This window comes from Serratia sp. AR11 (assembly GCF_056376275.1).
In genome coordinates this window covers 1676800-1703433 of record NZ_CM150739.1, presented here as the reverse complement: position 1 = coordinate 1703433, position 26634 = coordinate 1676800, and the positions used below count along the sequence as shown (strand labels likewise).

Sequence of the window (26634 nt, the reverse complement as noted above, 5' to 3'; positions counted from 1 at the left end):
TGCGCACACTCTGCACAAACTCAGGCACAGACGTCATGATATCCGTCAAAGTTACGGGAGGAAATTATTGGGAAAGGGAAATACTCTGGTGAGGTTTACTGAGAGTGCGGGCCAGGTCACCGCCCGCACTCTCAAAGATTAAAGCTTATCGAGCAGTTTTTTAAGATCCTGGCCTTCGCGCGAATCCTTGTTTTTATCGGCCCACTTGTTCAGCGCATCCTTCGCCCGATTCTGCAGCGTTTTACGCAAGATTTGATCGACCTGCAACTGGTAGTTGAGCTGGTTCCACGGGCCGTAAACCCGCAGCGGGATTGGCGTTTTCTGCAGTTGCTCAATCAGATCGTCGCGCCCTTTCCAACCGCCGGTTACGCGAACGTTAAGTTGCATATCGCACTGTTTACCCGGCATATCCACCGTACCGCCGCCGTTCAGGTTCAGCAGTGAGGAATCGGCAGCCAGCTCGGTGATTTTTACCGTACCCTGGTTCAAGCTGGCTTTAGCCGACAGTTGTTTCACTTCGGTATAACGCTGGTAATCATCCTGTCCACGCACGCTACTGTCATTACGCGCCACGGCCTGCTGAATCAACTGCTGAATATTCAGACCGTGCAACTGCGCGTCCTGCATCGCCAACTGGGCAGTGCCCTGCCAACGGCGTTCAAAAGACTGTGACGTCAGACGATCGCCGGTTAAGTTCCCTTGCATGGTTAACTTTCCGGTTAATACTTGCGGCATATCGAACGCCTTCAGAACGGTACCAAGTTCAACCTGCTTCACTAGCGGCTGCACGGCAATCACCGGCCGACGGCCACGCGCGTCCAGGGTGCCTGGTAAAGCGAAATCACCACCGGCTACCTGCCCGGAGAACGAATGCAGCGTTAACAGACCCTGTCGGTTTTCTGCCTGGGTCGAAAGATGGGAAATATTCATGCCGCGATAGGTGAGTTGATCCACGCTCAAATTGAGCTGTGCGTTAAACTCGCGCAGCACCTCAAGATTTTGCTGCGGGTCATCCATTTGACTGGCAATGACCGGCGAAGAGGTGACGTTCTGTACTTGCGATACTTGGGAACTACTGGACTGCCAGCCGCTAAACGCATCAAAATTCACCGCAGCAGACGTCAGGTTAAGCGTATAGGCCGGTATCTCACCGAACTGGATACTGGCATCACCGCTAAAGGTGCTGTCATTGACCCCCAGGCTCAGTTGGCTTAATGCAAGTTGCTGCGGCGTTTGTTGATATACCACTTTAGTGCTGCCGTCACCTTTAATGCCACCGGCAAGTATGTCAGCCCCCTCCAGTTGGTAACTGAATTGGGTGACATTGGCTGCTATGCGCCGTGGATATTGCTGCAGATCGATATCTGCGGCCAGGTTGAAGGTCAAATCGCGCTGATTGCGGTTAACCCGGCTGGAAAGCTCCATTTGCGCCTGACGTTTGGCATTTTGCTGCAGGGTGAGATTAATATCGCGGACGTTGATCTGTTCGTTATTGGCACGTTGCCAGATCAACAGGCTGTCCACTACCCGCAGATTATCGATATCAAATTTCCACGGAGTATCTACCGACTCTTCGGCATGGCCCGCAGGCGCGATAGGCGCGTCCGGTTGATTTTGTTCTTCACTGTCGGGGGTAAGGCGGATGACTGCGTTTTTCAGCATCACCTGTTTAACAAACAGCTGATGCGACAACAACGGCAGCAGTTTGACATCAAGCCGCATGTTATCCGCACTCACCACCGGCGCTTTGGCTCCGGGTGCAGTCAGCGTCATACGACCGGCCAGAATGCTGAGCTGCGGCCAGATATGCCAACGCAGATCGCCATCCAGCGTCAGATGATAACCACTCTTTTGTTCGACCTTCGTGACCATATAGGCGCGAAAATCATTCGGATTAACCAGCAGTACCAGCGCAGACATCCCCGCCACCAGCACCACCAGTAAAATCACCAAAGTCGTCAGTAATCTTCTCATGCCATCCTCTTGTCAGCGCCACACCGACCGTGCTTCCAGCGCTGTTAATCCTTGTCGATTCGACTGGCTACTGCGCCCTGCTGATCGCGGTATTTTGCATCCTGGCGGCTATTATAAGGACGTGCCGCAGGCCCGGACAGCGGTTCAAAACTCAGTGCGCCAATCAGCATGCCCGGACGCAATGCCAGTGGCAGCTTACCTGAATTATAGAACTCCAGGACAATTCGGCCCTGCCAACCTGGATCGATACGGTGCGCGGTAACATGAACCATCAATCCAAGACGCGCCAGAGAGGAACGGCCGTCCAGCCAACCGACCAGATCGTTTGGCAGCGTGACCGATTCGAGCGTAACCGCCAGCGCCAATTCCCCCGGATGCAGGAAGAAGGCCTCTCCTTCCGGCAGAACGATTTCATCACTCATCACGCGATCCAACGCGGCACTGACTTCATCTTTCGGCCCGCTAAGGTCGATAAAGGCTGCGGTATGGCCACGAAAAACGCGAAACTGATTGCCTAAACGGACATCCACTGTGGCCCCGTTAATACGCTCAATCGGCGGACGCGGTGAAATCACCAGTTTTTCACAATCCAGCCAGGCTTCTATATCACGGTCGCACAGTCTCATTTATTTATCTCCATCAAGGCGTATCACTAAAACAAAAATTGCCACACAACGGGCGAAAGGTCTACGCCGCGGCGTAAATAGTTGCCCGCCGGCCGGAAACACGGGTTTTCCGGCCATTGAACGGCATTATTCAAAGAACTGGCTGATTTTGGCTTTCAGAATATCGATCGCAATGCGGTTTTTACCCCCGCGTGGGACGATAATGTCGGCGTATTGTTTGGAAGGATCGATAAACTGCAGGAACATCGGGCGGACGGTTTTCTGATATTGCGCCATTACCGAATCCATCGAGCGGCCACGTTCATTCACATCACGCTTCATACGGCGCATCAGGCAAATATCCAGCGGCGTATCAACAAAGATCGAGAAATTCATTTCCTGACGCAGACGGATATCCGTCAACAGCAGGATCCCCTCAAGAATAATCACCTTTTTCGGTTCCAGGTGAATGGTCTCTTTCTTACGCGTGTGCTCGGTGTAACTGTACAAGGGTAACTCTATCGCCTTGCCTGATTTCAGCATCTGCAGATGCTGAAACAGCAGGTTGTGGTCCATGGCGCTTGGGTGGTCATAGTTTGTCTTGACCCTTTCTTCCATGGTCAAGTGAGTCTGGTCTTTGTAATAACTGTCTTCAGGAATAACGCCGATATGTTCATCGCCAACCTGATCGCGAAGTTCACGATACAACGTACTGGCGATAAGGCTTTTTCCGGAGGCAGATGCGCCAGCTATACCAATAATGACGCACTGATGCGGCTTGTCAGTCATAAAATTGAAGACCTGATTTCGTAGTGTGAAGGGGGGGAACTAAAACGCGTCAATTATAGGGAGTTAGTGCCCTTAGCGCCAGACTATATTGTCACCGCCAGGCCGCTATATCGGGTTATTTCACCAGAACGGGCCTGTCACGGTTTTAAGATTATTGCGTCTAGGGCAATCCCGCATGACAGGGTAAACTCCGTGGCTTGATGATTATCCTTGAAATAGGATGTTGTATTTCACCGGAGACCGACGTGCTGGACTGGTATTTTCTGACATTTTTTGGCGACAGTATGTTGCTGCTGCCGTGCTCATTGATTCTTTTTGCCGTGCTGGTCGCTCCGCGCACCACCCGGACTGCCGGCTGGCAATGGGCGCTGATCTTCGGCTGCGCCGGCGGTGTGGTATGCGCCTCAAAACTGGCCTTTATGGGCTGGGGCATTGGCATAAAAAGCTATGACTTTACCGGTTTTAGCGGCCACTCTGCGCTAGCGGCCAGTATTTGGCCAGTATTGCTCTGGACGCTGACCGGACGTTTTTCACATGCGGTTCGTAGCCTCGCACTGGTGGTAGGTTTGGTGTTGCCCCTCACTATCGGGTTATCGCGGCTGGCAATCCATGTGCATTCGCCTTCGGAAGTGGTGAGCGGCCTGGTACTTGGCTATCTGGCCAGCTCACTGTTCCTGTGGCTACAGCGTGGCAAGGCGCGCCCGCAGCTTTCCTGGTTACGGATCATTTGCGCACTGGCTTTACCGCTCGCTCTGATGGGCAACCGGCAACCGGCACCGACGCAGGGCCTGTTGGAACATATTGCCACCGCTCTGGCGCATATCGAACGCCCTTACACCCGAGCAGATTTGCACAAACATCTTACGACCCCATAAACAAAACCCCGGTACATGTCCGGGGTTATTTTCTGGCTGGCGTTAGGTTAATTACAGCGCGCGGAAAGAGATTTCCGTCGGAATAGCTTCACCCTGCCAATACATCTGCGCGGCAACGCGACCGGCAAGCTGGCGATACAGCTCGGCAAATTCACTGTCCGGGCGGCTTATCACCGTCGGCTCGCCACGATCCAAATCTTCGCGCAGTGAAATGTGCAGCGGCAGTTGGCCCAGCAGGCGGCTATGGTATTTCTTCACCAACTTCTCCGCCCCACCGGTACCGAAAATGGGTTCGTGGTGTCCGCAATTGCTGCAAATATGCACACTCATATTTTCCACAATGCCCAGTACCGGCACATGAACTTTCTCAAACATCACAATGCCCTTGGCGGCATCAAGCAGCGCGATATCCTGCGGCGTGGTGACCACCAAAGCTCCGGTAACCGGGATGTTTTGCGACAGCGTCAACTGAATATCACCGGTGCCCGGTGGCATATCCAGCACCAGATAGTCCAGATCCGGCCACAGCGTATCCTGCAGCAATTGCATTAACGCCTTACTGGCCATCGGGCCGCGCCACACCATGGCATTATCGTCAGTCACCAGATAACCGATAGAATTGGTCGCCAGACCGTGCGCCAGGATCGGTGCCATGTGTTGCCCGTCCGGCGAGGTTGGTCGCTCGTTTTCGGTCCCCAGCATGTTCGGAATTGACGGGCCATAAATGTCGGCGTCCAAAATGCCGACCTTGGCCCCTTCCGCAGCCAGCGCCAACGCCAGGTTAACCGCCGTGGTGGATTTACCCACCCCGCCCTTGCCGGAACTGATGGCGATAATATTACGCACGCCTTTGATGCCGGCCTGATCGTTGGCGCGTTTCAAAGTGGTAATGTCATGCTTCAGTTTCCAGTCGATCGCCTCAGCGCCGGTCACGCGCAGTAATTCTGCACTGACGCTGTCTTTCAGCACCTCAAAACCGCTCTGCCAGGCGAATGGCATAATCAGTTCGATATGCAACACATGATCCAACAACGCGCAGTGGTGAATGGCCTTCAGCGCGGTCAGATTATTTTTTAACGTCGGGTGTTCAAAGGCGGCCAGTACACCGGTCACCAGGGCACGCAGAACTTCGGGGTTGGTCTGCTCGGGGGATTTTGTGCTCATCCCGGCTCCTTGATTTTAATGGATAGCTTCTCGCTAAGCATATCAGAACTGCAGGCCGGTCGGCGCATGTCTGTATAAAGAAACCGCCCTAGCCGTGGCGAGCGCGATCGGGTAACATCAAAGACCCTTTTTATTCATTACAGAAACCAAGTTCTCACTATGCCTCAAGTCGCGAAAAAATTATTGGTGACGTGCGCGCTGCCGTACGCAAATGGTTCCATCCATCTCGGCCACATGCTCGAGCACATCCAGGCAGACATCTGGGTTCGTTACCAACGAATGCGCGGCAACGAGGTTCATTTCATCTGCGCGGACGACGCGCACGGCACGCCGATCATGCTGAAAGCTCAGCAGTTGGGTATCAAGCCGGAAGAAATGATCGCGGAAATGAGCCACGAGCACCAACAGGATTTCGCCGGTTTTGGCATCAGCTATGATAACTATCATTCAACCCATAGCGATGAGAACCGTGAGCTGTCGAACCTGATTTACGGCCGCCTGAAAGAAAACGGTTTCATCAAGAACCGTACCATTTCTCAGCTGTACGACCCGGAAAAAGGCATGTTCCTGCCTGACCGCTTCGTCAAAGGCACCTGCCCGAAATGCAAATCACCGGATCAATACGGCGATAACTGCGAAGTCTGTGGCGCAACCTACAGCCCGACCGAGCTGATCGATCCGAAATCCGTGGTTTCCGGTGCGACGCCGGTGCTGCGTGATTCCGAGCACTTCTTCTTTGATCTGCCGTCGTTCAGCGAAATGCTGCAGGCCTGGACACGTTCCGGCGCGCTGCAAGAGCAGGTCGCAAACAAGATGCAGGAATGGTTTGAGTCCGGTCTGCAACAGTGGGATATCTCTCGCGATGCGCCGTATTTCGGCTTTGAAATCCCGGATGCGCCAGGTAAATACTTCTATGTCTGGCTGGATGCGCCAATCGGCTACATGGGTTCATTCAAAAACCTGTGCGACAAACGTGGCGATCTGGACTTTGACGAGTTCTGGCGCAAGGACTCCACCACCGAGCTGTATCACTTTATCGGCAAGGACATCGTTTATTTCCACAGCCTGTTCTGGCCGGCAATGCTGGAAGGCAGTAACTTCCGCAAACCGACCAACCTGTTCGTACATGGTTACGTAACGGTAAACGGCGCCAAGATGTCCAAGTCTCGCGGCACCTTTATCAAGGCCGGTACCTATCTGCAACACCTGGATGCCGACTGTCTGCGTTACTACTACGCCGCCAAGTTGTCTTCACGCATTGACGATATCGACCTGAATCTGGAAGATTTCGTGCAGCGGGTAAACGCCGACATCGTGAACAAGGTGGTGAACCTGGCTTCGCGCAACGCCGGCTTTATCAGCAAGCGTTTTGGTGGTCAACTGGCCGACAAGCTGGCCGATCCGGCGCTGTACCAAACCTTCGTTGATGCAGCGCAAAGCATCGCCGAGGCCTATGCCAGCCGTGAATCCGGCCGGGCAATTCGCGAAATCATGGCGCTGGCCGATCTGGCAAACCGCTATGTGGATGAACAGGCGCCGTGGGTAGTGGCCAAACAGGAAGGCCGCGATGCGGATTTACAAGCCATTTGCTCAATGGGCATCAACCTGTTCCGCGTCCTGATGACCTACCTGAAACCGGTAATGCCGTCGCTGACTGAACGCACCGAAGCCTTCCTTAACTGTGAGCTGAGCTGGGACAGCATCCAGCAGCCGTTGCTGGGCCATCAGGTTAATCCATTCAAAGCCCTGTTCAACCGTATCGATCTGGACAAGGTAAATGAGATGGTCAGCGCCTCGAAAGAAGACATGGTGGCGGCGAAAGTGGTCACTGGTCCGCTGGCTGAGGATCCGATTCAGGACACCATTACCTTTGACGATTTCGCCAAGGTGGATATGCGCATTGCGCTGATCACCAGCGCCGACTTTGTTGATGGTTCGGACAAACTGCTGAAATTGCAGTTGGATCTGGGCGGTGAAACGCGTCAGATCTTCTCCGGCATTCGTTCCGCTTACCCGGACCCGAAAGCGCTGGAAGGCCGCCTGACCATCATGGTTGCCAACCTTGCGCCACGCAAAATGCGCTTCGGTATCTCCGAAGGCATGGTGATGGCTGCCGGCCCGGGCGGAAAAGAAATTTTCCTGCTCAGCCCGGACAGCGGCGCACAGCCAGGGATGCAGGTGAAGTAAGCTTCCTAACGAGTCCCCTCACCCTTACCCTCTCCCCAGGGAGAGGGGACCGTTATGCGATGCCATTCAGTATGATCTGGCCTAATATTCTGCTCCCCCTGCTCTGCTTTCTCCCTCTCCTGGGGGAGAGGGCCGGGGTGAGGGGGATCTTTATCCACCGTCAAATACTGCATAATAATCTCAGCCACTCCCTCCCAATGGTTTAACACTTCATCATTCCAAAAACGCAACACGGTAAATCCGCGGCTCACCAGGAAATGACTACGACGGGTGTCATAACTGACCTGTTCCATATGTTGCCCTCCGTCCAATTCAATAACCAGCTTCCGTTGCCAACAAACAAAATCAACAAAATAAGGCCCAATCGGAAACTGACGACGGAATTTCAAACCATAAAAACGGCGGTCCCTTAGTCGTAGCCATACCGTTTTTTCCGCATTGCTCATATTGGCTCGTAACCGACGCGATACGGGCGTTGATTTCCTTTTCATAAAGACCTCCGTCTACACAATAACGCCAAGCAAGGCACTGACCTTGAACCCAGTGTCGAACTTGCGCCTTGCTTCCAAAAATTTCGCCATAACGTTGGGGAAACCACGGGCAAAAACGGGCAAATAATCACGGTGTCGGAGGCTACCGACGTAGCCTCTTTTTTCAGTATCCCCTTTCTTACGGGCCAAAATAAGCTATCTTATCCATACGGGTTTAATTACTGTATGCATAAACAGGTCTGACATGAAGGGATTCCCACCGCTGATCAACACATTGCTGGCCAGCTCGCTGGTATTGACCATTGGGCGTGGCGTCACGCTACCGTTCATTACCATCTATCTCACCGGGCATTTCCACCTGCTGCCGAAAAGCGTCGGTATCATTTTGGGCATCAGCCTGATGATCGGTATTTTCGCCAGTCTGTATGGCGGTTACCTGGTCGACAAGTTCAACAAAAACACCTTGATCCTGACGGCCATTTTGCTGTTCGCCTTAAGTTTTTTCGCTATTCCGTGGATCCCGCGTCCGGGTGGGATCATCGTGGTATTGGCTATCCTGCATACCGCCTATTCGGTACTGGGCATCACCATCAAGGCCTGTTTTGCCGACTGGCTACCGGTTGCACAACGTATCAAAGCCTTTTCAATCAACTACACGCTGGTGAACGTTGGCTGGGCGGTGGGCTCATCACTGGGGGTGATGGTGGCAGGGCTGAACCCATTGTTACCCTTCTACCTTTCCGGCGGATTGGCTTTATGCACAGTGACGGCATTGAGTTTTAGCCTGCACCGACAACGCACTACGCCGCCGGCAGCGGCTGAGGCCGTGCCCTCTGCGCCGCCCAATTTCCGCCAAACGCTGACCATTCTGCGCAACGACCACCGGCTGATTTACTTTACTCTCGGCAGTACGCTTGGCGCGGTAGTTTTTGGCCAGTTCACCGGCTATTTATCGCAATACCTGATTCTGGTTTCCAACGCCGAGTTTGCCTATCAGGTCATTGGGGCGGTGATGATCGTTAATGCCTGCATCGTCATCGCGCTGCAGTATTTACTGAGCCGGGGTATGCGGCAGGAAAACATGCTGCGCTGGCTGGCGCTGGGCACCGTGTTTTTCATTCTGGGGCTGATCGGTTTTAGCCTGGCCGGGCAATCACTCTGGTTGTGGGCCATAGCTATGGCGATATTTACCCTGGGGGAAATTATCGTGATCCCGGTGGAGTATATGTTTATCGACTTTATCGCCCCACAGCATCTGAAAGGCAGTTACTACGGTGTGCAAAACCTCAGCGCTCTGGGCGGTGCCATCAACCCGGTGCTGTGCGGTTTTATCCTCAGCTATGCCGCACCGCAAATGATGTTTGTGATGCTGATTGCTGCCGCATTGTTCAGCCTGCTATTCTTTTTCCTCGGCCATCGCCTGGCACAAAAGCAGCAATACCGCGCAGGCATCATCAGTACTAAATAAAGGCGCACCGGGCTTAACTACGGCTGTCAACCTGCCTGACAGGCATGGCAGCCATAGAGAGAATTCATGGTGTGATTTGTGGCGGAGGTCACAGTTTAATTGTATGATGAATGCATCGGTTAAACGGGATTAAGTTATGGCCAAGCTATTCACTCTGTGCTGGAAATACCTGAGGGCAATTGTCCTTATCTACCTTTGCTTATTCGCTGGCAATGCAATCGCGGCGCTGCTGCCGATCGCCATTCCCGGCAGCATTATCGGCATGCTGCTGCTGTTCGCCCTGCTCTCCACGCAAATTATGCCGGCCAGGTGGGTTAAACCCGGCTGTCATCTGCTGATCCGCTATATGGTGCTATTGTTTGTGCCCATCGGCGTTGGCGTAATGAAATACTATGACCAGATCCTTGATCACCTCGGCCCGCTGGTGGTTTCCTGCATTATCAGCACCCTGATGGTGCTGGTAGTGGTGGGCTACACCTCGCATTATTTCCACCGGGAACGTCGCATCGTCGGCAAACCGGATGCCGCGGAAGGTGAAAAATGATCCATGAAATCTGGTGGTCATTGCCGTTAACGCTGGCAGTCTACTTTGCCGCACGCAAGCTGGCGCAGTGGTTGAACATGCCGCTGCTGAACCCGCTGCTGGTATCAATGGCGGTGATCATTCCCCTGCTGTTACTGACCGGCATCCCATATGAACGCTATTTTCAGGGCAGCAAAATCCTCAATGACTTATTGCAGCCCGCCGTCGTCGCGCTGGCCTACCCGCTGTATGAACAGCTGCACCAGATCCGCGCCCGTTGGAAATCCATTATCGCCGTCTGCTTTATCGGCAGTATGACGGCCATGATCAGCGGCGGTGCCATCGCTTTATTGATGGGGGCGACTCCGGAAATTGCCGCTTCCATCATGCCCAAATCGGTTACGACCCCTATCGCCATGGCAGTGGCGGAATCGCTCGGCGGCATCCCGGCAATCAGCGCCGTCTGCGTAATCTTCGTCGGTATTCTCGGCGCAGTATTCGGGCATACATTATTTAAACTATTGAAAATCACCACTCGCTCGGCGAGGGGTTTGGCCATGGGTACCGCATCTCATGCACTGGGCACGGCTCGTTGCGCGGAAATGGACTATCAGGAAGGGGCATTTGGCTCTTTGGCGTTGGTGATCTGCGGGATCATTACCTCGCTGCTGGCCCCCTTCCTGTTCCCGGTACTGTTACATATGTTCAGTTAAAACGGTTAAAACTTGCGAGACATCTCGCAATTATGCTTTTCATTGCATTGATTTCATCAATAAAGAGATTTGCATCACACTTTATTCACGCAAGGCTGCCTAGAATGTTATCCCGTTAACCTGTAGAGAGAGTTTCTATGCACCCGCGTTTTCAAACCGCTTTTGGCGAACTGCCCGCCACCTTGCAATCCGCCCTGCAGTCTTATATTGATGCGCCTGATTTCCCGGCCATGCTCAAGGCGGAACAAGTGGACGCGATCAAGCAGCGCTGCGGGCTGGATGATGATGCTCTGGCATTCGCTCTGCTGCCACTGGCGGCGGCCTGCTCGTTAGCGCCAATCTCACAATTTTATGTCGGTGCCATTGCCCGTGGGCAGAGCGGCAATCTGTATTTTGGTGCCAATATGGAATTCAGCGGCGCTCCGATGCAACAAACCATTCATGCGGAACAGTGTGCGGTGACCCACGCCTGGCTGCGCGGTGAACCCGCCCTGGCCTCCATCACCGTTAACTACACGCCTTGCGGCCACTGCCGTCAGTTTATGAACGAACTGAACAGCGGAGTCAGCCTTAAAATTCGTCTGCCCGGCCGTGAACCGGCAACGCTTGGCGATTACCTGCCGGACTCCTTCGGCCCGAAAGACCTGGATATCACCACGCTGCTGATGGACCAGGTCGATCATGGTTTCCAACTGGCGCTGACTGACGAACTGGAAAAAGCAGCGCTGGACGCTGCCAATCAGAGCCACGCGCCCTACAGCAACGCCCACAGCGGCGTCGCACTGGAGGCTGAAGACGGCACAATCTACACTGGCCGTTATGCGGAAAACGCCGCCTTCAACCCAAGTCTGCCGCCCCTGCAGGCCGCGCTGATTCTGATGAATGTTTCCGGCGACGACTGTCAAAAGGTGAAGCGCGCCGTGCTGGCTGAGCCAGAAAGTGCCATCCTCACCCAATGGGATGCTACCCGTGCCACGCTGGCTGCCCTGGGCTGCCAAAATGTCAGCCGCATTACTTTCTGATCCTGACTCTGGCGGTGCCGCCCGGCACCGCTGTTAACAGCCCCGCCAGCCAAATACAATGCCATTCACGTCTTAAAACACTTTCTTTAGTTAAATTAGGATTTGATCGTCGATAATTACGCCAATTTACCTCATGATCCGATAACAATTGCTGTACATATTTCGCCGATCTTTTAGGATCACCCTTATAAAGTTATCCGATACGTTGAAGAGCAAAAGTCATGGAACTTGAATACGAAAGCAAACGCCCTCTCTACATCCCTTATGCCGGCCCGATCCTGTTGGAATTCCCACTGCTGAATAAAGGCAGTGCCTTCACCGAAGAAGAGCGCAACCATTTCAACCTGCAAGGCTTGTTGCCCGACGCGGTGGAAACCATTGAAGAACAGGCTGAGCGCGCCTATCGCCAATATCAGGATTTCAAAAACGACAGCGATAAGCACATTTACCTGCGCAACATTCAGGACACCAACGAAACCCTGTTCTACCGCCTGCTGGACTCCCACCTGAGCGAAATGATGCCGATCATCTACACGCCAACGGTGGGTGAAGCCTGCGAGCATTTCTCCGATATTTACCGCCGGGCGCGCGGGTTGTTTATTTCCTACCCGAACCGCGATCGCATTGACGACATGCTGCAAAACGCCACCAAACAAAACGTCAAAGTGATTGTCGTCACCGACGGCGAACGTATTCTCGGCCTGGGCGACCAGGGCATTGGCGGCATGGGCATTCCTATCGGGAAACTGTCGCTGTACACCGCCTGCGGTGGTATCAGCCCGGCCTATACCCTGCCGGTAGTGCTGGACGTGGGTACCAACAACCCACAGCGCCTGAACGATCCGCTGTATATGGGCTGGCGTCATCCGCGCATTTCCGGTGATGAATACCACGCTTTCGTTGAAGAGTTTATTCAGGCGGTGAAACGCCGCTGGCCGAACGTGCTGTTGCAGTTCGAAGATTTCGCTCAGAACAACGCGACTCCGCTGCTGAACCGCTATCGTGACGAAATCTGCTGCTTTAACGACGATATTCAGGGTACCGCAGCGGTTACGCTGGGTAGCCTGATTGCCGCCAGCCGCGCTGCGGGCAGCCAATTGCGTGACCAAACCGTGACCTTCCTGGGTGCCGGTTCCGCCGGCTGCGGCATTGCCGAGCAAATTATCGCCCAGATGAAATCCGAAGGTCTGAGCGAAGACGAAGCGCGCGCCCGCGTGTTCATGGTTGACCGTTTTGGTCTGCTGACCGACAAACTGCCTAACCTGCTCGATTTCCAAAGCAAGCTGGTGCAAAAAAACGAAAACCTGACCGCATGGCAGACCCAAAGCGATGCCATCTCGCTGTTGGACGTAGTGCGTAACGCCAAGCCCACCATTTTGATCGGCGTTTCCGGCCAGCCGGGTCTATTCACCGAAGAACTGATCCGCGAAATGCACAAGCATTGCCCGCGGCCGATCGTAATGCCGCTGTCCAACCCGACTTCACGCGTGGAAGCCCGTCCGGAAGACATCATCAACTGGACCGAAGGCGCTGCGCTGGTCGCCACCGGCAGCCCGTTTGCACCGGTACACTATAAAGAGCAACAGATCCCGATTGCCCAATGCAACAACTCCTATATCTTCCCGGGGATTGGTCTGGGAGTGTTGGCCTCTGGCGCGACCCGTGTAACGGACGCGATGCTGATGGCCGCCAGCCGGGCACTGGCCGAGTGTTCGCCGCTGGCCACCGACGGGCATGGCGCACTGTTACCGGATATTGACGATATTCAGGGCGTGTCAAAATGCATCGCGATGGAAGTGGGTAAAGCGGCTCAACTGCAGGGAATGGCGGTAGTCACTTCTGAAGAAGCGCTGTCGAAAGCCATCGAACACAACTTCTGGCGACCGCAATACCGCAGCTACAAGCGCACTTCATTCTGATTTGCACAAGCAAGATGATAAAGTCCGGCTCGCCGGACTTTTTTATGGCCGAAACGCCTAAAAATGCGGCGCAATGCGTGCCAGAAGGGGGACAAGCTTGCTTCAAGTAGTCAGGTAAAGTAGCCTTGAACCATCTTTTTTGGCCACGGTGCGCGTAAGGCAATAACATGTGGAAACGCCTGATAATCGGCTTGTTTGTCATCGCTGCATTGCTGATGCTCTCGGCTATCGCGCTCGATCGTTGGATCAGCTGGAAAACGGCACCTTTCGTCTATGACGAACTGCAAGGGCTGCCCCATCGCCAGGTCGGCGTAGTACTGGGTACCGCCAAATATTACCGTACCGGCGTGATCAACCAATATTACCGCTACCGCATTCAGGGGGCGATCAACGCCTACAACAGCGGCAAAGTTAAATACCTGCTACTGAGCGGTGACAATGCCCAGCAAAGCTACAACGAACCCATGACCATGCGCCGCGATTTAATCGCCGCCGGCGTGGCGCCCAGCGATATCGTGCTGGATTACGCCGGGTTCCGCACCCTGGATTCGATCGTACGTACCCGCAAGGTGTTCGACACCAACGACTTTATCATCATCACCCAACGCTTCCACTGTGAACGTGCGCTGTTTATCGCGCTGCATATGGGGATCCAGGCGCAGTGCTACGCGGTACCTTCACCAAAAGATATGATGACAGTGCGTGTGCGCGAGATCTTCGCCCGCCTTGGCGCGCTGACCGATTTGTACATCCTCAAACGTGAACCGCGCTTCCTCGGCCCGCTGATCCCGATCTCCGCCATGCACACCATCCCGGAGGACGCCCAGGGGTATCCGGCGGTATCACCGGAACAATTGGTCGAGCTGGAACACAAGCTGGAAGCGGAAAAGCAAAAGGCCAAACAGCCTTAATTGCCCCTCAGTAAAACAAAAGGCGGCCAGGGCAGTAATGCTTGTAAGTTAAGGTGATATTGTTCCCTCTCCTTTGGGAGAGGGTTAGGGTGAGGGGATACAAACCAACGCAAAAGCCCCTCACCCCGGCCCTCTCCCTTGGGAGAGGGAGACGCCCACTTAAACAACGTCGTACATTCTTATTCAGAACTTTGCTTAACTGACCGGCATTACAGCATTTGCTGGCCGTTTTTTCGCAGAGACTTTTACTTCTTCTTGGCGTACTTCAGTGAATCCAGCGCTACCGCGAAGATAATGATGCCGCCCTTGATGATGTACTGCCAGTAAGGGTTAACACCAATGTAGGTCAGGCCGTAGTTGATGACGGTGAAGATGATCACCCCGGTCACCACTCCCAATACCGTACCGACCCCACCGGCAAAGGACACCCCACCGACCACGCAGGCAGCAATCGCATCCAACTCATACATAAAGCCGAGGTTGTTGGTGGCACTGCCGATACGGCCCGCTTCCAGCAAGCCACCAAACGCATAGAACACGCCAGACAGCGCATAAATCATGATCAGGTTCAACGGCACGTTCACGCCGGAAACCTTTGCCGCCTCAGGGTTGCCACCGATGGCGAAGATGTTTTTGCCGAAGCGGGTTTTATTCCACAGGATCCAGACAAAAATAATCGCAATAATGGCGTAGAAGGTAATGTACGACAGCTTAAAATCGCCAAAGCGCAGGAACCCCTGAGCAAAGGTGGAGAACTTGGGATCAAACCCCGCCACTGGCGATGCACCAACAGAGTCGTAATACAGCGAGTTAATGCCGTACACGATAATCATGGTACCCAAGGTGGTAATAAACGGCGTCACGTTCAGGTAGGCGATGATCAACCCGTTCACCAGACCAATCACCGCACCCACGGCACACACCAGCAGGATCACCAGCGGGATCGACCAGGTTTCCATATGCGGAAACACCTTGTTGACGTTATCCATCGACTGCAACAACGTCGCCGCGATCACCGCCGCCAACCCAACCTGACGCCCGGCGGACAGGTCCGTCCCCTGGGTAACAATCAGCCCTGCCACACCCAGTGCAATAATAATGCGCACCGAAGACTGCGTCAGAATGTTGCTCAGGTTCATTAAGCTGAGGAAAGTCGGATCCTGGATAATAATAATTGCCAGCAGCACCAGCAATACCACGTAAATGCCACCTTCCTTAAAATAGGTGAACAAAGTTTTCTTATTCAGCGCGTTCATAATTCTGATCCTTAAAGGTGCAGGGATGCGAGACGTAAAATTTCATTTTGCGAGGTCTGTTTGGTGTTAACGATGCCCGCAACCTGACCATTACTCATCACTAGTATTCTGTCGGTAATTCCCAAAAGCTCCGGCATTTCAGACGAGACAATAATGATCCCCTTGCCCTTCTTCGCCAGTTCGGTCATCAACTGATAAATTTCGAATTTGGCGCCAACGTCAATACCGCGCGTCGGTTCATCCAGCATCAATATTTCCGGTTGGGTCAGCAGCCAACGGCCGATGATCACCTTCTGCTGGTTACCGCCGGACAGCGAGCCGATGTTGGTATGATGACCCGGGGTCTTGACCCGCATTGCATCGATCACCCATTGGGTGTCGCTTTTCATTCGGGCATTATCCAGCAGGCCGATTTTGTTTTTATAGTTACGGATATTGGAGATCAGCGAGTTAAAACCGACATCCAGATAAGCGTAAATCCCGGTGGAACGGCGCTCTTCCGTCACCAGAGCAAAACCGTGGTTAATCGCTTCATTGGCGCTGTGGTTGTTGATGGCCTTGCCGTGCAGCTTGATGGTGCCCGCAATTTTTTCGCGGATGCCGAACAGCGTCTCCAGAATATCGGTACGCTTGGCCCCCACCAATCCGGCAATGCCGAGGATCTCACCCTGATGCAGATCGAAGGAGATATCGCGAATCGAAGGCTGGCGCATTGAGGTCAGGCCCTTCACCTCCAGGATCACCTCGCCCGGCGTATTTTGCCGATCGGGGAAACGCTGGCTGAGCGATCGCCCCACCATCATCGAAATGATCTTGTCCATATCCAGCCCTTCCAGCGGCTGGGTGGCGATCCATTGGCCATCGCGCAGGATGGTGATTTCGTCGCACAGTTGGAAAATCTCTTCCATTTTGTGCGAGATATAGACGATGCCGCAGCCGCGCTCTTTCAGCTTACGGATAATGGTGAACAGATGATTCACCTCTTTTTCCGTCAGCGAGGAGGTTGGCTCATCCATAATCACAATCTTGGCGTCGTAGGAGAAAGCCTTGGCAATTTCGATCATCTGCATCTGCGATACCGATAACGTGCCCACTTTATCCCGTGGGTTGATATCAATATCCAGCTCGTCGAATATCGCCTGGGTGTCCTTCAACATTTTGTCCTGATCGACAAACATGCCCTTGGTCGGGTAGCGTCCCAACCACATGTTATCCATCACGGTACGCTGCAACACCAGGTTCAACTCCTGATGCACCATTGAAACGCCGTGTTCCAGCGCCTCTTTGGAGCTTTTGAAGTCAATTTCCTGGCCCTGAAAAATAATACTGCCGGCATCTTTTTTATAAATGCCGAACAGGCATTTTAATAATGTCGATTTCCCCGCGCCGTTCTCCCCCATTAATGCATGAATGGAGTGCGGACGAACGCGCAGATTCACATTATCCAATGCCTTGACGCCGGGAAATGACTTACTGATATCGGTCATTTCCAGCAGAAATTCGCGTGGGCTGTCGGCCATAAATACACCTGGCTATGTTACCCGTCGCCTTTCAAGACTCAGCATGGCTAGCTGCAACTTGAAATTCATCAGGTATAGGCTGTGATTTGAAGAATAAATTTCCCCGCCTGCGGCTTTCCTGGTGTTGGCGCTGGGCAGCGCACCTCAGGCGGGGTCATTCAGAACTTACTTAATAAACTGAGACAGGTTGTCTTTATCTACGCCAACGTAAGCAATGCGCACCACTTTATTTTCAATCTTATATTGGGTGCCATCGGCGGCCGGTTTGCCCGCAGCCAGGTTTTTCGCCAGTTCGAAAGTGGCTTTAGCCTGATTGTCGGCATCGTTCAGTACTGTCCCTGCCATAGCGCCGGATTTCACCATCGCCAGGGCTTCAGGCAACGCATCCACACCGAATACCGGAATGCTGGACTTGTTATGCGCTTTCAGCGCTTCTACCGCGCCCATTGCCATCGCATCGTTGTTGGCAATCACCACTTCTATTTTGTTGGCATTAGGGCCGGACAGCCAGGCATCCATCTTGTCTTTGGCCTGGGCGGTGTCCCACATTGCGGTGTCCATCTGCAATGCCTGCGTCTTGATACCGTCGTCGTTCAGCGTTTTAGTCACGTAGGTGGTACGCGCTTCAGCATCCGGGTGGCCTGGCTCACCTTTGAGCAACACATACTGAATCTGACCATCTTTGTTCAGATCCCAGTTCGGGTTAGCCTTCCAGTGCTTCTCGATCAGTTTCCCCTGGATCACCCCGGACTCTTTAGAGTCGGTCCCCACGTAATAAGCTTTGTCATAGCTGTCCAGCGCTTTACGGGAAGGCTCTTTGTTGTAAAACACGATAGGGATATCGTTTGCGCGCGCCTTATCAATCACCACCGGGGCGGCTGCCGGGTCAACCAGGTTGATCGCCAGTGCTTTAACGCCCTTGGCGATCAGCACGTCAATCTGATCGTTTTGTTTGGATTGGTCATTCTGCGAGTCATTCATCAGCAGGGTGACGTCCGGAGAGGCCTTGGCGTCTTTCTCGATAGCCTTGCGTACTACCGACATAAAGTTGTCGTCATATTTATAAATTGTGACGCCAATACGGGTATCTGCATGTGCTGCGGCGCCAAACATCATGGCTGCGGCCGTCGCGGCCAGGGTGAAAACCTTCTTATTCATTGTGTGTCTCCGGTTTATGTAGGGTCTTGCTCGGTATTAGGCCAAAGGTAACCGGTGGCGAGTGCACAACCGGGCCTGGCAGTTTCCCTGTCATCCGTGAATCATGTTATTCCTGAAAAGTGTGGTGCCAGCGCGAGGTAAAGAACAGCAGCGGCAAGTGCCTTTACGCTGGAAAACGACTAGAGCATAGACGGCGTGATGTTAATAATCTGTGAATTTTCTCACAGATTGAAAACGGTTACACAAGATTAAATGTTCAGAGAGTGACCGCTGCCTCAATTTGCCACGGAGCCACAGAATGGCGGCGTACCAGAGTGGGCATAAACAAATGGCGGTCCTGCGGCTCCAGCCGCCCTGCCGCGCCCAGCAGGGCCAACTCGGTGGCCAGCGTCGCCATGGTGACAATGGGATAACGCACCGTGGTGAGCTTGGGGCTGGTATAGCGTGCAATGGGGATATCATCGAACCCCACCAGCGAGAAATTTTGCGGTACTGTGATAGCGTTTTCTTTCAGCACCGCCATGGCACCGGCGGCCATGGCATCGTTGTAAGCAAACACCGCGCTCAAATGCAGGTTACGCCCGAGTAACTCGACCATTGCCGCTTCCCCACCCTGCAAATCCGGCGAACCATAGGCACGCCAATTGTCCGGCGTAACCAACCCAGCCGCAGCCATCGCCTGCGTATAGCCCTGCTGGCGCAGCGGCCCGTCTTCTATCGGGTGGTTGGAGCCCAGATAGCCAATGCGCTGATGCCCCTGCGACAGCAGCAAACGCATTGCCATCTCCGCGCCGCTGACGTTGTCCAGGCCAACGCAGCGATGCTCATAGCCGGTAATGATACGGTTGATCAACACCATGCCCGGCACCTGGTCGAGGAAAGTCATCAATTCGGCATCACACAGCGCTTTTGCATGCACAATCAAGGCATTACAGCGCTGACGAATCAGCACTTCGATAGCGTGACGCTCTTTGTCTGCCTGATGATAACTGTTGCCGATCAGCAAATATTTGTGGTGTTGCTGCGCTACGGTGTCTACCGCTTTCACCAGCGCACCAAAGAAGGGATCGGAAACGTCCATCACCACCACCCCGAGGGTATCGCTGCTCTGGGTGGCCAGCGCCTGTGCATTGGCGTTGGGCCGATAACCCAGTTCAGCCACCGCCTTAAGCACCTGTTCACGCGTCTCTTTACTGGTCAGGGCGCTGTGGTTCAGCACGCGAGAGACGGTCGCCACGGACACGCCCGCACGCTTCGCCACGTCGCGAATGGTGGTTGGGTGAACAGAGGTCATGAAAAATCCTGAGGTCGGGGTAGTTGACAGTGGCGCTATCCTACCCCGTTTGTCATCCTCCTCTGCGTGAATTCCGTCACAGGAAAGAAAACGTTTACATACATTTTTTTAACCTACCTGCGCCAGATCTCAATTCACTCCCTTAGGCTCCGTGTTACCGGCGGCCAGAGAGGTCAGTTTGCGCCATAGCCATTCCACCGGTCCCTGGGCGAAGTAACGCAACCACAGGTTAGAAAACAACAGGTTAGCCAACCAAACCAGCGGCACAAACGCCAGCAGTTGCAGGCGATCGAACTGTTGATACAGGCCAAAGCGATAGAACAGCGTGGTACAGATCAGCGTTTGCAGCAGGTAATTGCTCAGCGCCATGCGCCCAACCTGCGTCAACCCATGCCCTATGCGCAGCCGCGACAGCGTCGGCCAGAAACCGTAACACAGTGCCAGATAGCCCATGGCCTGCAGCGGAGCGCCCAGTTCGCGCGGTACCTGCAATAAAAAGCCGCTCCAGCGGTAGTCCCAGTGAAGATGCCATTGCAACGCCACCGCCGGCAGTTGGATCAGCAATGAAAGCGGTATCAGCCAGGCGGCCTGACGGCGATAGTAACCCGGCGAATAGGTGCCACGCAGCCAACCGCTGCGCATCAGTCCGGCACCAAACAGCATCAGCCCCGCCAACTCCCAGCCATATTGCGCGCCAATCGCCAACAGGCTGGACGAGAGCAGATCGGTACGGCTACGCCAAGCCTCCATACCGCCCTGCAGCTTCCAGAATTTTTCATACTGCAGTTCCGCCACGCCAGGCTGCCAGAAACCGCCCGGCTCACCGTGCGAGATAAAGCCCAGCAACAGCAGAACCCCGACGCCGATCAGGTAGAGCACTACGCCGGTTTTCAATAGCTGATAGGTTTCTTTGGCATCGCGGATCATCCGCCAGCACACCAGCCCGATAAGGCCATAGGCCAACAGGATATCGCCGTCCCAAAGAAAAATGGCATGCGCCAAACCAAACAGCACCAACCACGACAGCCGCGCACGTATCCAGCCCTTGCCGCGCCGCAGCAGCATCTGCAGGCCGGCACCAAACAATAAGGCAAACATCGCCAGAAACTTGGCCTGGGCGAAAATATCCAACAGCGCCCAGGTCCAGGCGTCACGCGATGATGGCAGCCCCAGATAGGCAGGATTCAGGTAGGCCGCCTTCGGCAGGCCAAAGGCGCTGATATTCAGCAGCAGAATGCCAAGGATGGCGATACCGCGCACACAGTCCAGAGTGGCGATGCGTGGCAGCGGTGTGGTCGAAGGGTTGCTCATTATTTTATCGCTGTATTCCGGCCATTAAAAAGGCGCCCGCAGGCGCCTGTTCTTATTCGTTAACCCCGTATCACCCCTGGTGATGTCGCACCGCACGCAGGAATTCCTGACGGGTGTTCTGGCTGGACTTGAACAGCCCACCCAGCGAGGTGGTGGTGGTGGCGCTGGTCGCGTCGCGGATACCGCGCGCCTTAACACAATAATGGACCGCATCAATCGATACTGCCACGTTATTGGTGCCCAGCAGGGTTTGCAATGCCACCAGGATCTGTTGAGTCAGACGCTCCTGCACCTGTGGGCGCTGGGAGAAAAATTGCACGATACGGTTGATTTTCGACAGGCCGATCACCGCATCTTTCGGAATGTAGGCCACGGTCGCTTTACCGTCGATTGTCACGAAATGGTGTTCACAGGTGCTGGTCAGGGTAATGTCGCGCACCGTCACCATTTCATCTACCTTCATCTTGTTTTCGATGACGGTAATTTTTGGGAAATTCGCGTAGTCCAGGCCGGAGAAAATTTCATCGACATACATCTTGGCAATGCGATGCGGGGTTTCCGCCAGGCTATCGTCGGATAGATCGAGATTAAGCAGCTGCATGATTTCCGTCATGTGCTCTTTAATACGGCGCTTGCGCGTCTCGCGATCCAGCACTTCACCACGCAACGGGGTTTCCAGGCCACGCTCTTCGAGCGCCGCATGAACCAGAACAGCTTCTTTACTTAATGATGTCATTTCATCTCTCCAACGGACCTGAACTCGCCAATCCGGCTGCTTTACCGAGCAGACTGGTGAATTGCATACTCTCCTGACGGCAGAGGTTTCCGTCATTGGTAACGTGAACCCGGTCAAGATTTTGACCCCACTCTAGATGAGAGTGAGGGGATTATCCAGCGATTGTGCTTCATCCGCAGGTGAAATATTCGCATTTAGCACAATCAGGCCCGCTGCGGCTATTCCACGTTTTTTGTACGGAATTTAATCACAGTGCCGTCGGTTTTCGTGCCAGCTCGCGCGTCGGGGTATTCACCACCAGCAGGCCGGCAACGATCAGCGCCACCACGGCGACATATAACGCCGGTTCCAACCGATGGGTCAAGGCAGTGGACAGCGCCGACAGCGTCGGGCCGACCAACTGACCAATCGCATAGCCAGTGGTCAGCAGCCCCGCCATGTAACGCGCATGATTAGGTGCCAGTTCCCTGCCGTGCTGGATCGAAAGCTGCACTACGCTGAGGAAGCCACCGCCGGTCAACAATGCCCCCAAGGCCAGTCCGGCCACCCCAGGCACGATTTCCGCACTCAAGACCCCCAGTGCCTGTACCCACAGAGTCATGGCCAGACGCGTTTGGGTGGTCAGCTTGTGACGGGTCAGGATGCCAATGACAATCCCCAACACCGCCGCACCGCCGAAGACAGGCCAGACAAATTGCGCGAACACGCTGCCGGGAAAACGTGCGGCGGCCATTTGCGACAGAAAGGTGGCCGGCAGAATATAGCCAAAACCCGCCAGGCTGTAGCTCAATACCAGCCGCTTCAGCGCCGGAGTTAACAGCAGAGGCTCCGGTGCCACATCAGGACGATGCAATTCACCGGCCTTAGGCAGGTTAATGCTGATTGCGCCAATCAATACCAGTGCCAACACGCCATACACCAGCCAGGCCTGAGACGCCGTCAGCGCCAGGCTGTGAATGCCTACCGCCAGCATGCCGCTGATAAAAATCCCGGCCCCCGGCCCGGCGAAGACCGCCGCACTGAGCGCCGGCCGGCCATAGTGAGCCAGCCGTTCGTTGGTCCAGGCCGCCACCAGCACCATCGCCCAGCCGCTGGCCCAACCAATCAGGAAACGCACGGCACCGTGCCACCATTCGCCCTGCACCCAGGCCGAAAGCAAGGTCAAGATTACCGCCCCCCACACGCCCAGCCACAGCCGACGTTCAACATGCCGGCTGGCGCGCATTGCGTCATAGGCACCACACAGATAACCCAGGTAGTTAATGGCCGCCACCAGCCCGGCCCCGGTCAAGGTAAACTGGTGCTCGGCAATCATCAGCGGTACCTGTGGGGTAAAGGCGAAACGACCAATTCCCATGGCTACGATCAATGCAATAAAACCACTCAGGGCAATTCTTAAGGCCATGTAGAGTATCCAGACTGTTAAAAGAAAGTTGCCAGTATCATGCCGCAGTATTACACTCACAAAAACTGAATAATACTCATCAAGTTCATCACGAAAAGAGAAGATAATGGATCTCACCCAGCTCCGCATGTTCTGCAGCGTCGCCGAAACCGGCTCCGTTGCCCGTGCCGCCGAGCAGTTGCACCGCGTACCTTCGAATCTGACCACCCGCCTGCGTCAGCTCGAACAGGAACTGGGCACCGATCTGTTCATCCGCGAAAAACAGCGCCTGCGCCTTTCGCCGATGGGCCATAACTTTCTCTGCTACGCCAACCGCATTCTGGCCCTGAGTGAAGAAGCGATGAGCATCACCCATGCCGGTGAGCCGGCAGGTAACTTCGCCATGGGTTCGATGGAAAGCACCGCCGCCACCCGCTTGCCAACGTTACTGGCAGCCTATCACCAACGTTTCTCACAGGTGTCACTGTCGCTGACCACCGGTACCTCCGGCGAGATCACCGAACGGGTACGCGCCGGTACGCTGGCGGCGGCACTGGTCGATGGGCCGGTACAGTATGACGAACTCAATGGCTGTATCGCTTTCCCCGAACATATGGTGGTGATCTCATGCCTCGATCACCTGCCGATCCATAGCGCCAAAGATGCCAAGGGCGAAACGCTGTTTGCCTTCCGCGCCAGTTGCTCTTACCGCCTGCGGCTGGAGTCCTGGTTCAAGCGCGAAGGCGTATTGCCGGGCCAGGTGATGGAAATCCAGTCTTACCACGCCATGCTGGCCTGCGTCGCCAGCGGCGCCGGGCTGGCGATGATCCCGCATTCGGTGCTGAGCCTGCTGCCAGGCCATGAACGAGTAAAAGTGCATACTCTTCCGGACGACATCGCCCAAACCGCCACCTGGTTACTGTGGCGGCGTGATGCCTTCGGCCCGAACGTTCGCGCCCTGAAAGAATTAATTATTGAACAGGCAGAAACCCCCGCGGTTGAAAATACTGCCTGCGATTTACCCAATGCTATCGACATAGCCTGATTAAAAATAGACCACTGGAGACTATGATGGAAATGATCAAAACCCGTGCCGCCGTTGCCTGGGGCCCGAACCAGCCGCTGAAAATCGAAGAAGTGGATCTGATGCCGCCGCAAAAAGGCGAAGTGCTGGTGCGGATCGTCGCCACCGGCGTCTGCCATACCGACGCCTACACCCTGTCCGGTGCCGATCCTGAAGGCGTATTCCCGGCGATCCTCGGCCATGAAGGCGGCGGCGTGGTAGAAGCCATCGGTGAAGGCGTAACCAGCGTAGCGGTTGGCGATCACGTGATCCCGTTGTACACGCCGGAATGCGGCGAGTGCAAATTCTGTAAATCCGGCAAAACCAACCTGTGTCAGGCGATCCGTGCTACCCAGGGCAAAGGCCTGATGCCGGACGGCACCACCCGCTTCTTCAAAGACGGCAAGCCTATCTTCCACTACATGGGCACTTCAACCTTCTCCGAATACACCGTAGTGCCAGAAATCTCACTGGCAAAAATCAGTAAAGAAGCCCCGCTGGAAGAAGTCTGCCTGCTGGGCTGCGGCGTCACCACCGGCATGGGCGCGGTCATCAACACCGCCAAAGTGCAAAAAGGCGATACCGTGGCCATCTTCGGCCTCGGCGGCATCGGTCTGTCGGCAATCATCGGCGCACAGATGGCGGGTGCAGGCCGTATCATCGGCATCGATATCAACACCAGCAAGTTCGACCTGGCGCGCAAGCTGGGCGCCACCGATCTGATCAACCCGAAAGACTACGATAAACCTATTCAGGACGTGATCGTCGAACTGACCGACGGCGGCGTTGATTTCTCCTTCGAGTGTATCGGCAACGTCAACGTGATGCGCTCGGCGCTGGAATGCTGCCACAAAGGTTGGGGCGAATCGGTGATTATCGGCGTTGCCGGTGCCGGTCAGGAAATTTCTACCCGTCCGTTCCAACTGGTGACCGGCCGCGTATGGCGCGGTTCCGCCTTTGGTGGCGTGAAGGGCCGTTCGCAACTGCCGGGCATCGTCCAGCGTTATATGGACGGCGAGTTCGCGCTAAATGACTTTATTACCCACACCATGGGGCTGGAGCAGATTAACGAAGCGTTCGATTTGATGCACGAAGGCAAATCCATCCGTTCCGTTATTCACTTCGACAAAAAATAAGCCAGGAGGCAGAGATGACCTTGTCATTAGAACTTCTCGAAGAGCACCGTATGTTCGGCGGCTGGCAACAGCGTTATCGCCATGCGGCGCAGAGCCTGAATTGCAACATGACTTTCAGCATCTATCTGCCGCCCCCGCGCGATGATAACCCGCCGCCAGTACTGTACTGGCTGTCGGGGCTGACCTGCAATGATGAAAACTTCACGCTGAAGGCCGGCGCGCAGCGTATCGCCGCCGAGCTGGGGTTGGTGCTGGTGATGGCCGATACCAGCCCGCGTGGCGACGATGTGCCCAATGATGAAGGCTACGATTTGGGCCAGGGTGCCGGTTTTTATTTGAACGCCACCCAGGCGCCGTGGGACAAGCACTTTCGCATGTATGATTACATCAGCGACGAGCTGCCGGCGCTGATTAATCAGCATTTCAGCGTCAGCGATCGCCAGTCGATCTTCGGTCACTCAATGGGCGGCCACGGCGCACTGGTAATGGCGTTTCGCAATCCGCAGCGTTTCCGTTCAGTGTCGGCCTTTGCGCCCATCGTTAACCCCTGTCAGGTTCCATGGGGACGTAAAGCCTTTGCCGCCTATTTGGGCAATGATGAAAGCCAGTGGCTGCAGTATGACAGTTGCCACCTGCTGGCCAACGGCGCGGAAAAAATGCCGGTGCTGGTGGATCAGGGTGATGACGATCAGTTCCTGGCGGATCAACTGCAACCGGCGAAGCTAGCCGAACTGGCGCGCCAGCGCGACTGGCCGCTAACCCTGCGCATCCAGCCAGGTTACGACCACAGCTACTTCACCATCGCCAGCTTTATCGAAGACCACCTGCGCTTCCACGCCGAACATCTGTTCCGCTGATCGGCCCTAACCGCTTGCGATAGTCAGTATCGCAAGCGGTTATTCTTCCTGATAACACACTCAGTTAACGCTCTCGCCCAGTGAACCAATAATAAACATCTTCAAACCAAGTTAATAAGGCTTTGGTGCCGATCACTGTAATCACCGCGATTGCAACATCCACATAACTATTACATGGTTTCATAATTAGCAGTGATGAATACTCGATTAAAGAGAATGAAATAAATATCCAAAGGGCTATAAAAATGCAGTCTTTCATTTTCACATCCATGTAAAAA

At 54.5% G+C, this 26634-nt stretch carries 22 protein-coding genes and 1 pseudogene; 11 read left to right on the top strand and 12 right to left on the bottom strand.

The genetic code is table 11. The features are described from left to right. Positions 1-138: 138 nt before the first annotated feature. The 3 genes from asmA to udk form a co-directional block, all read right to left on the bottom strand. A complete protein-coding gene (asmA, locus tag ACSOSI_RS08140; protein WP_476706847.1) occupies positions 139-1974 on the bottom strand; it encodes an outer membrane assembly protein AsmA in 1836 nt (611 codons plus the stop codon). A 44-nt stretch (positions 1975-2018) separates the two neighbouring features. Further along, on the bottom strand, positions 2019-2600 hold the full coding sequence (gene dcd / locus ACSOSI_RS08135) for a dCTP deaminase (protein WP_012006010.1): 582 nt from the start codon (positions 2598-2600) through the stop codon (positions 2019-2021). A gap of 126 nt (positions 2601-2726) precedes the next feature. Next, complete coding sequence (gene udk / locus ACSOSI_RS08130; RefSeq protein WP_012006009.1) at positions 2727-3368, bottom strand: uridine kinase; 642 nt, start codon at positions 3366-3368, stop codon at positions 2727-2729. Positions 3369-3613: 245 nt separating this feature from the next. Between udk and ACSOSI_RS08125 the strand changes: the two genes are divergently transcribed. Beyond that, complete coding sequence (locus tag ACSOSI_RS08125) at positions 3614-4243, top strand: phosphatase PAP2 family protein (RefSeq protein WP_476706846.1); 630 nt, start codon at positions 3614-3616, stop codon at positions 4241-4243. Between the two features lie 51 nt (positions 4244-4294). On the opposite strand, the gene apbC is transcribed toward ACSOSI_RS08125, so the two are convergent. Further along, positions 4295-5407, bottom strand: coding sequence for an iron-sulfur cluster carrier protein ApbC (apbC, locus tag ACSOSI_RS08120; protein ID WP_017892171.1), 1113 nt, complete (start codon positions 5405-5407; stop codon positions 4295-4297). 159 nt (positions 5408-5566) lie between these two features. Between apbC and metG the strand changes: the two genes are divergently transcribed. Further along, complete coding sequence (gene metG / locus ACSOSI_RS08115) at positions 5567-7594, top strand: methionine--tRNA ligase (RefSeq protein WP_476706845.1); 2028 nt, start codon at positions 5567-5569, stop codon at positions 7592-7594. Between the two features lie 158 nt (positions 7595-7752). Here metG and ACSOSI_RS08110 read toward each other — a convergent pair. After that, positions 7753-8085 (bottom strand): annotated as a pseudogene (locus ACSOSI_RS08110) (endonuclease domain-containing protein); the annotation flags it as partial. A gap of 244 nt (positions 8086-8329) precedes the next feature. On the opposite strand from ACSOSI_RS08110, the gene ACSOSI_RS08105 reads away from it, so the two are divergent. From ACSOSI_RS08105 to sanA, 6 genes are all read left to right on the top strand, one after another. Further along, complete coding sequence (locus ACSOSI_RS08105) at positions 8330-9553, top strand: MFS transporter (protein ID WP_476706844.1); 1224 nt, start codon at positions 8330-8332, stop codon at positions 9551-9553. A 136-nt stretch (positions 9554-9689) separates the two neighbouring features. Then, positions 9690-10097 carry a CidA/LrgA family protein gene (locus tag ACSOSI_RS08100; protein ID WP_012006003.1) on the top strand — a complete coding sequence of 136 codons (408 nt, stop codon included), beginning with the start codon at positions 9690-9692 and terminating at the stop codon, positions 10095-10097. Beyond that, positions 10094-10789, top strand: coding sequence for a CidB/LrgB family autolysis modulator (locus tag ACSOSI_RS08095; RefSeq protein WP_012006002.1), 696 nt, complete (start codon positions 10094-10096; stop codon positions 10787-10789). Before ACSOSI_RS08100 ends, ACSOSI_RS08095 begins: the two co-directional genes overlap by 4 nt. A gap of 137 nt (positions 10790-10926) precedes the next feature. Continuing rightward, complete coding sequence (gene cdd / locus ACSOSI_RS08090; RefSeq protein ID WP_476706843.1) at positions 10927-11811, top strand: cytidine deaminase; 885 nt, start codon at positions 10927-10929, stop codon at positions 11809-11811. Between the two features lie 221 nt (positions 11812-12032). Further along, positions 12033-13730: an NAD-dependent malic enzyme gene (locus tag ACSOSI_RS08085; protein ID WP_476706842.1), complete on the top strand. Its 1698-nt coding sequence runs from the start codon at positions 12033-12035 to the stop codon at positions 13728-13730. A gap of 167 nt (positions 13731-13897) precedes the next feature. Further along, positions 13898-14641 (top strand): outer membrane permeability protein SanA, encoded by a 744-nt coding sequence (gene sanA / locus ACSOSI_RS08080; protein WP_017892166.1) that lies wholly within the window; start codon positions 13898-13900, stop codon positions 14639-14641. A 245-nt stretch (positions 14642-14886) separates the two neighbouring features. Here sanA and mglC read toward each other — a convergent pair whose 3' ends face one another. From mglC to ACSOSI_RS08045, 7 genes are all read right to left on the bottom strand, one after another. Then, positions 14887-15897, bottom strand: a complete 1011-nt coding sequence (mglC, locus tag ACSOSI_RS08075) for a galactose/methyl galactoside ABC transporter permease MglC (RefSeq protein ID WP_012005998.1) — start codon at positions 15895-15897, stop codon at positions 14887-14889. 11 nt (positions 15898-15908) lie between these two features. Further along, positions 15909-17417, bottom strand: coding sequence for a galactose/methyl galactoside ABC transporter ATP-binding protein MglA (gene mglA, locus ACSOSI_RS08070; RefSeq protein ID WP_012005997.1), 1509 nt, complete (start codon positions 17415-17417; stop codon positions 15909-15911). A gap of 165 nt (positions 17418-17582) precedes the next feature. Further along, positions 17583-18575 carry a galactose/glucose ABC transporter substrate-binding protein MglB gene (mglB, locus tag ACSOSI_RS08065; protein ID WP_012005996.1) on the bottom strand — a complete coding sequence of 331 codons (993 nt, stop codon included), beginning with the start codon at positions 18573-18575 and terminating at the stop codon, positions 17583-17585. Between the two features lie 256 nt (positions 18576-18831). After that, positions 18832-19869 carry an HTH-type transcriptional regulator GalS gene (gene galS / locus ACSOSI_RS08060; RefSeq protein ID WP_017892165.1) on the bottom strand — a complete coding sequence of 346 codons (1038 nt, stop codon included), beginning with the start codon at positions 19867-19869 and terminating at the stop codon, positions 18832-18834. A 129-nt stretch (positions 19870-19998) separates the two neighbouring features. Further along, complete coding sequence (gene yeiB, locus ACSOSI_RS08055; RefSeq protein WP_115182891.1) at positions 19999-21180, bottom strand: DUF418 domain-containing protein YeiB; 1182 nt, start codon at positions 21178-21180, stop codon at positions 19999-20001. Positions 21181-21250: 70 nt separating this feature from the next. Then, positions 21251-21916, bottom strand: a complete 666-nt coding sequence (folE, locus tag ACSOSI_RS08050) for a GTP cyclohydrolase I FolE (RefSeq protein ID WP_012005993.1) — start codon at positions 21914-21916, stop codon at positions 21251-21253. A gap of 247 nt (positions 21917-22163) precedes the next feature. Continuing rightward, the gene (locus ACSOSI_RS08045) at positions 22164-23321 is read right to left on the bottom strand and encodes a YbfB/YjiJ family MFS transporter (protein WP_012005992.1); all 1158 of its coding nucleotides are present in this window, start codon (positions 23319-23321) and stop codon (positions 22164-22166) included. Between the two features lie 106 nt (positions 23322-23427). Here ACSOSI_RS08045 and ptrR point away from each other — a divergent pair, with 106 nt between their 5' ends. The 3 genes from ptrR to fghA are packed head-to-tail and all read left to right on the top strand — an operon-like array spanning position 23428 to position 26356. Next, the gene (gene ptrR, locus ACSOSI_RS08040) at positions 23428-24345 is read left to right on the top strand and encodes a putrescine utilization regulator PtrR (RefSeq protein WP_261278591.1); all 918 of its coding nucleotides are present in this window, start codon (positions 23428-23430) and stop codon (positions 24343-24345) included. Positions 24346-24371: 26 nt separating this feature from the next. Next, positions 24372-25499, top strand: coding sequence for an S-(hydroxymethyl)glutathione dehydrogenase/class III alcohol dehydrogenase (locus tag ACSOSI_RS08035; RefSeq protein WP_012005990.1), 1128 nt, complete (start codon positions 24372-24374; stop codon positions 25497-25499). A 14-nt stretch (positions 25500-25513) separates the two neighbouring features. Further along, a complete protein-coding gene (gene fghA / locus ACSOSI_RS08030) occupies positions 25514-26356 on the top strand; it encodes an S-formylglutathione hydrolase (protein WP_017892161.1) in 843 nt (280 codons plus the stop codon). Positions 26357-26634: the final 278 nt, after the last annotated feature.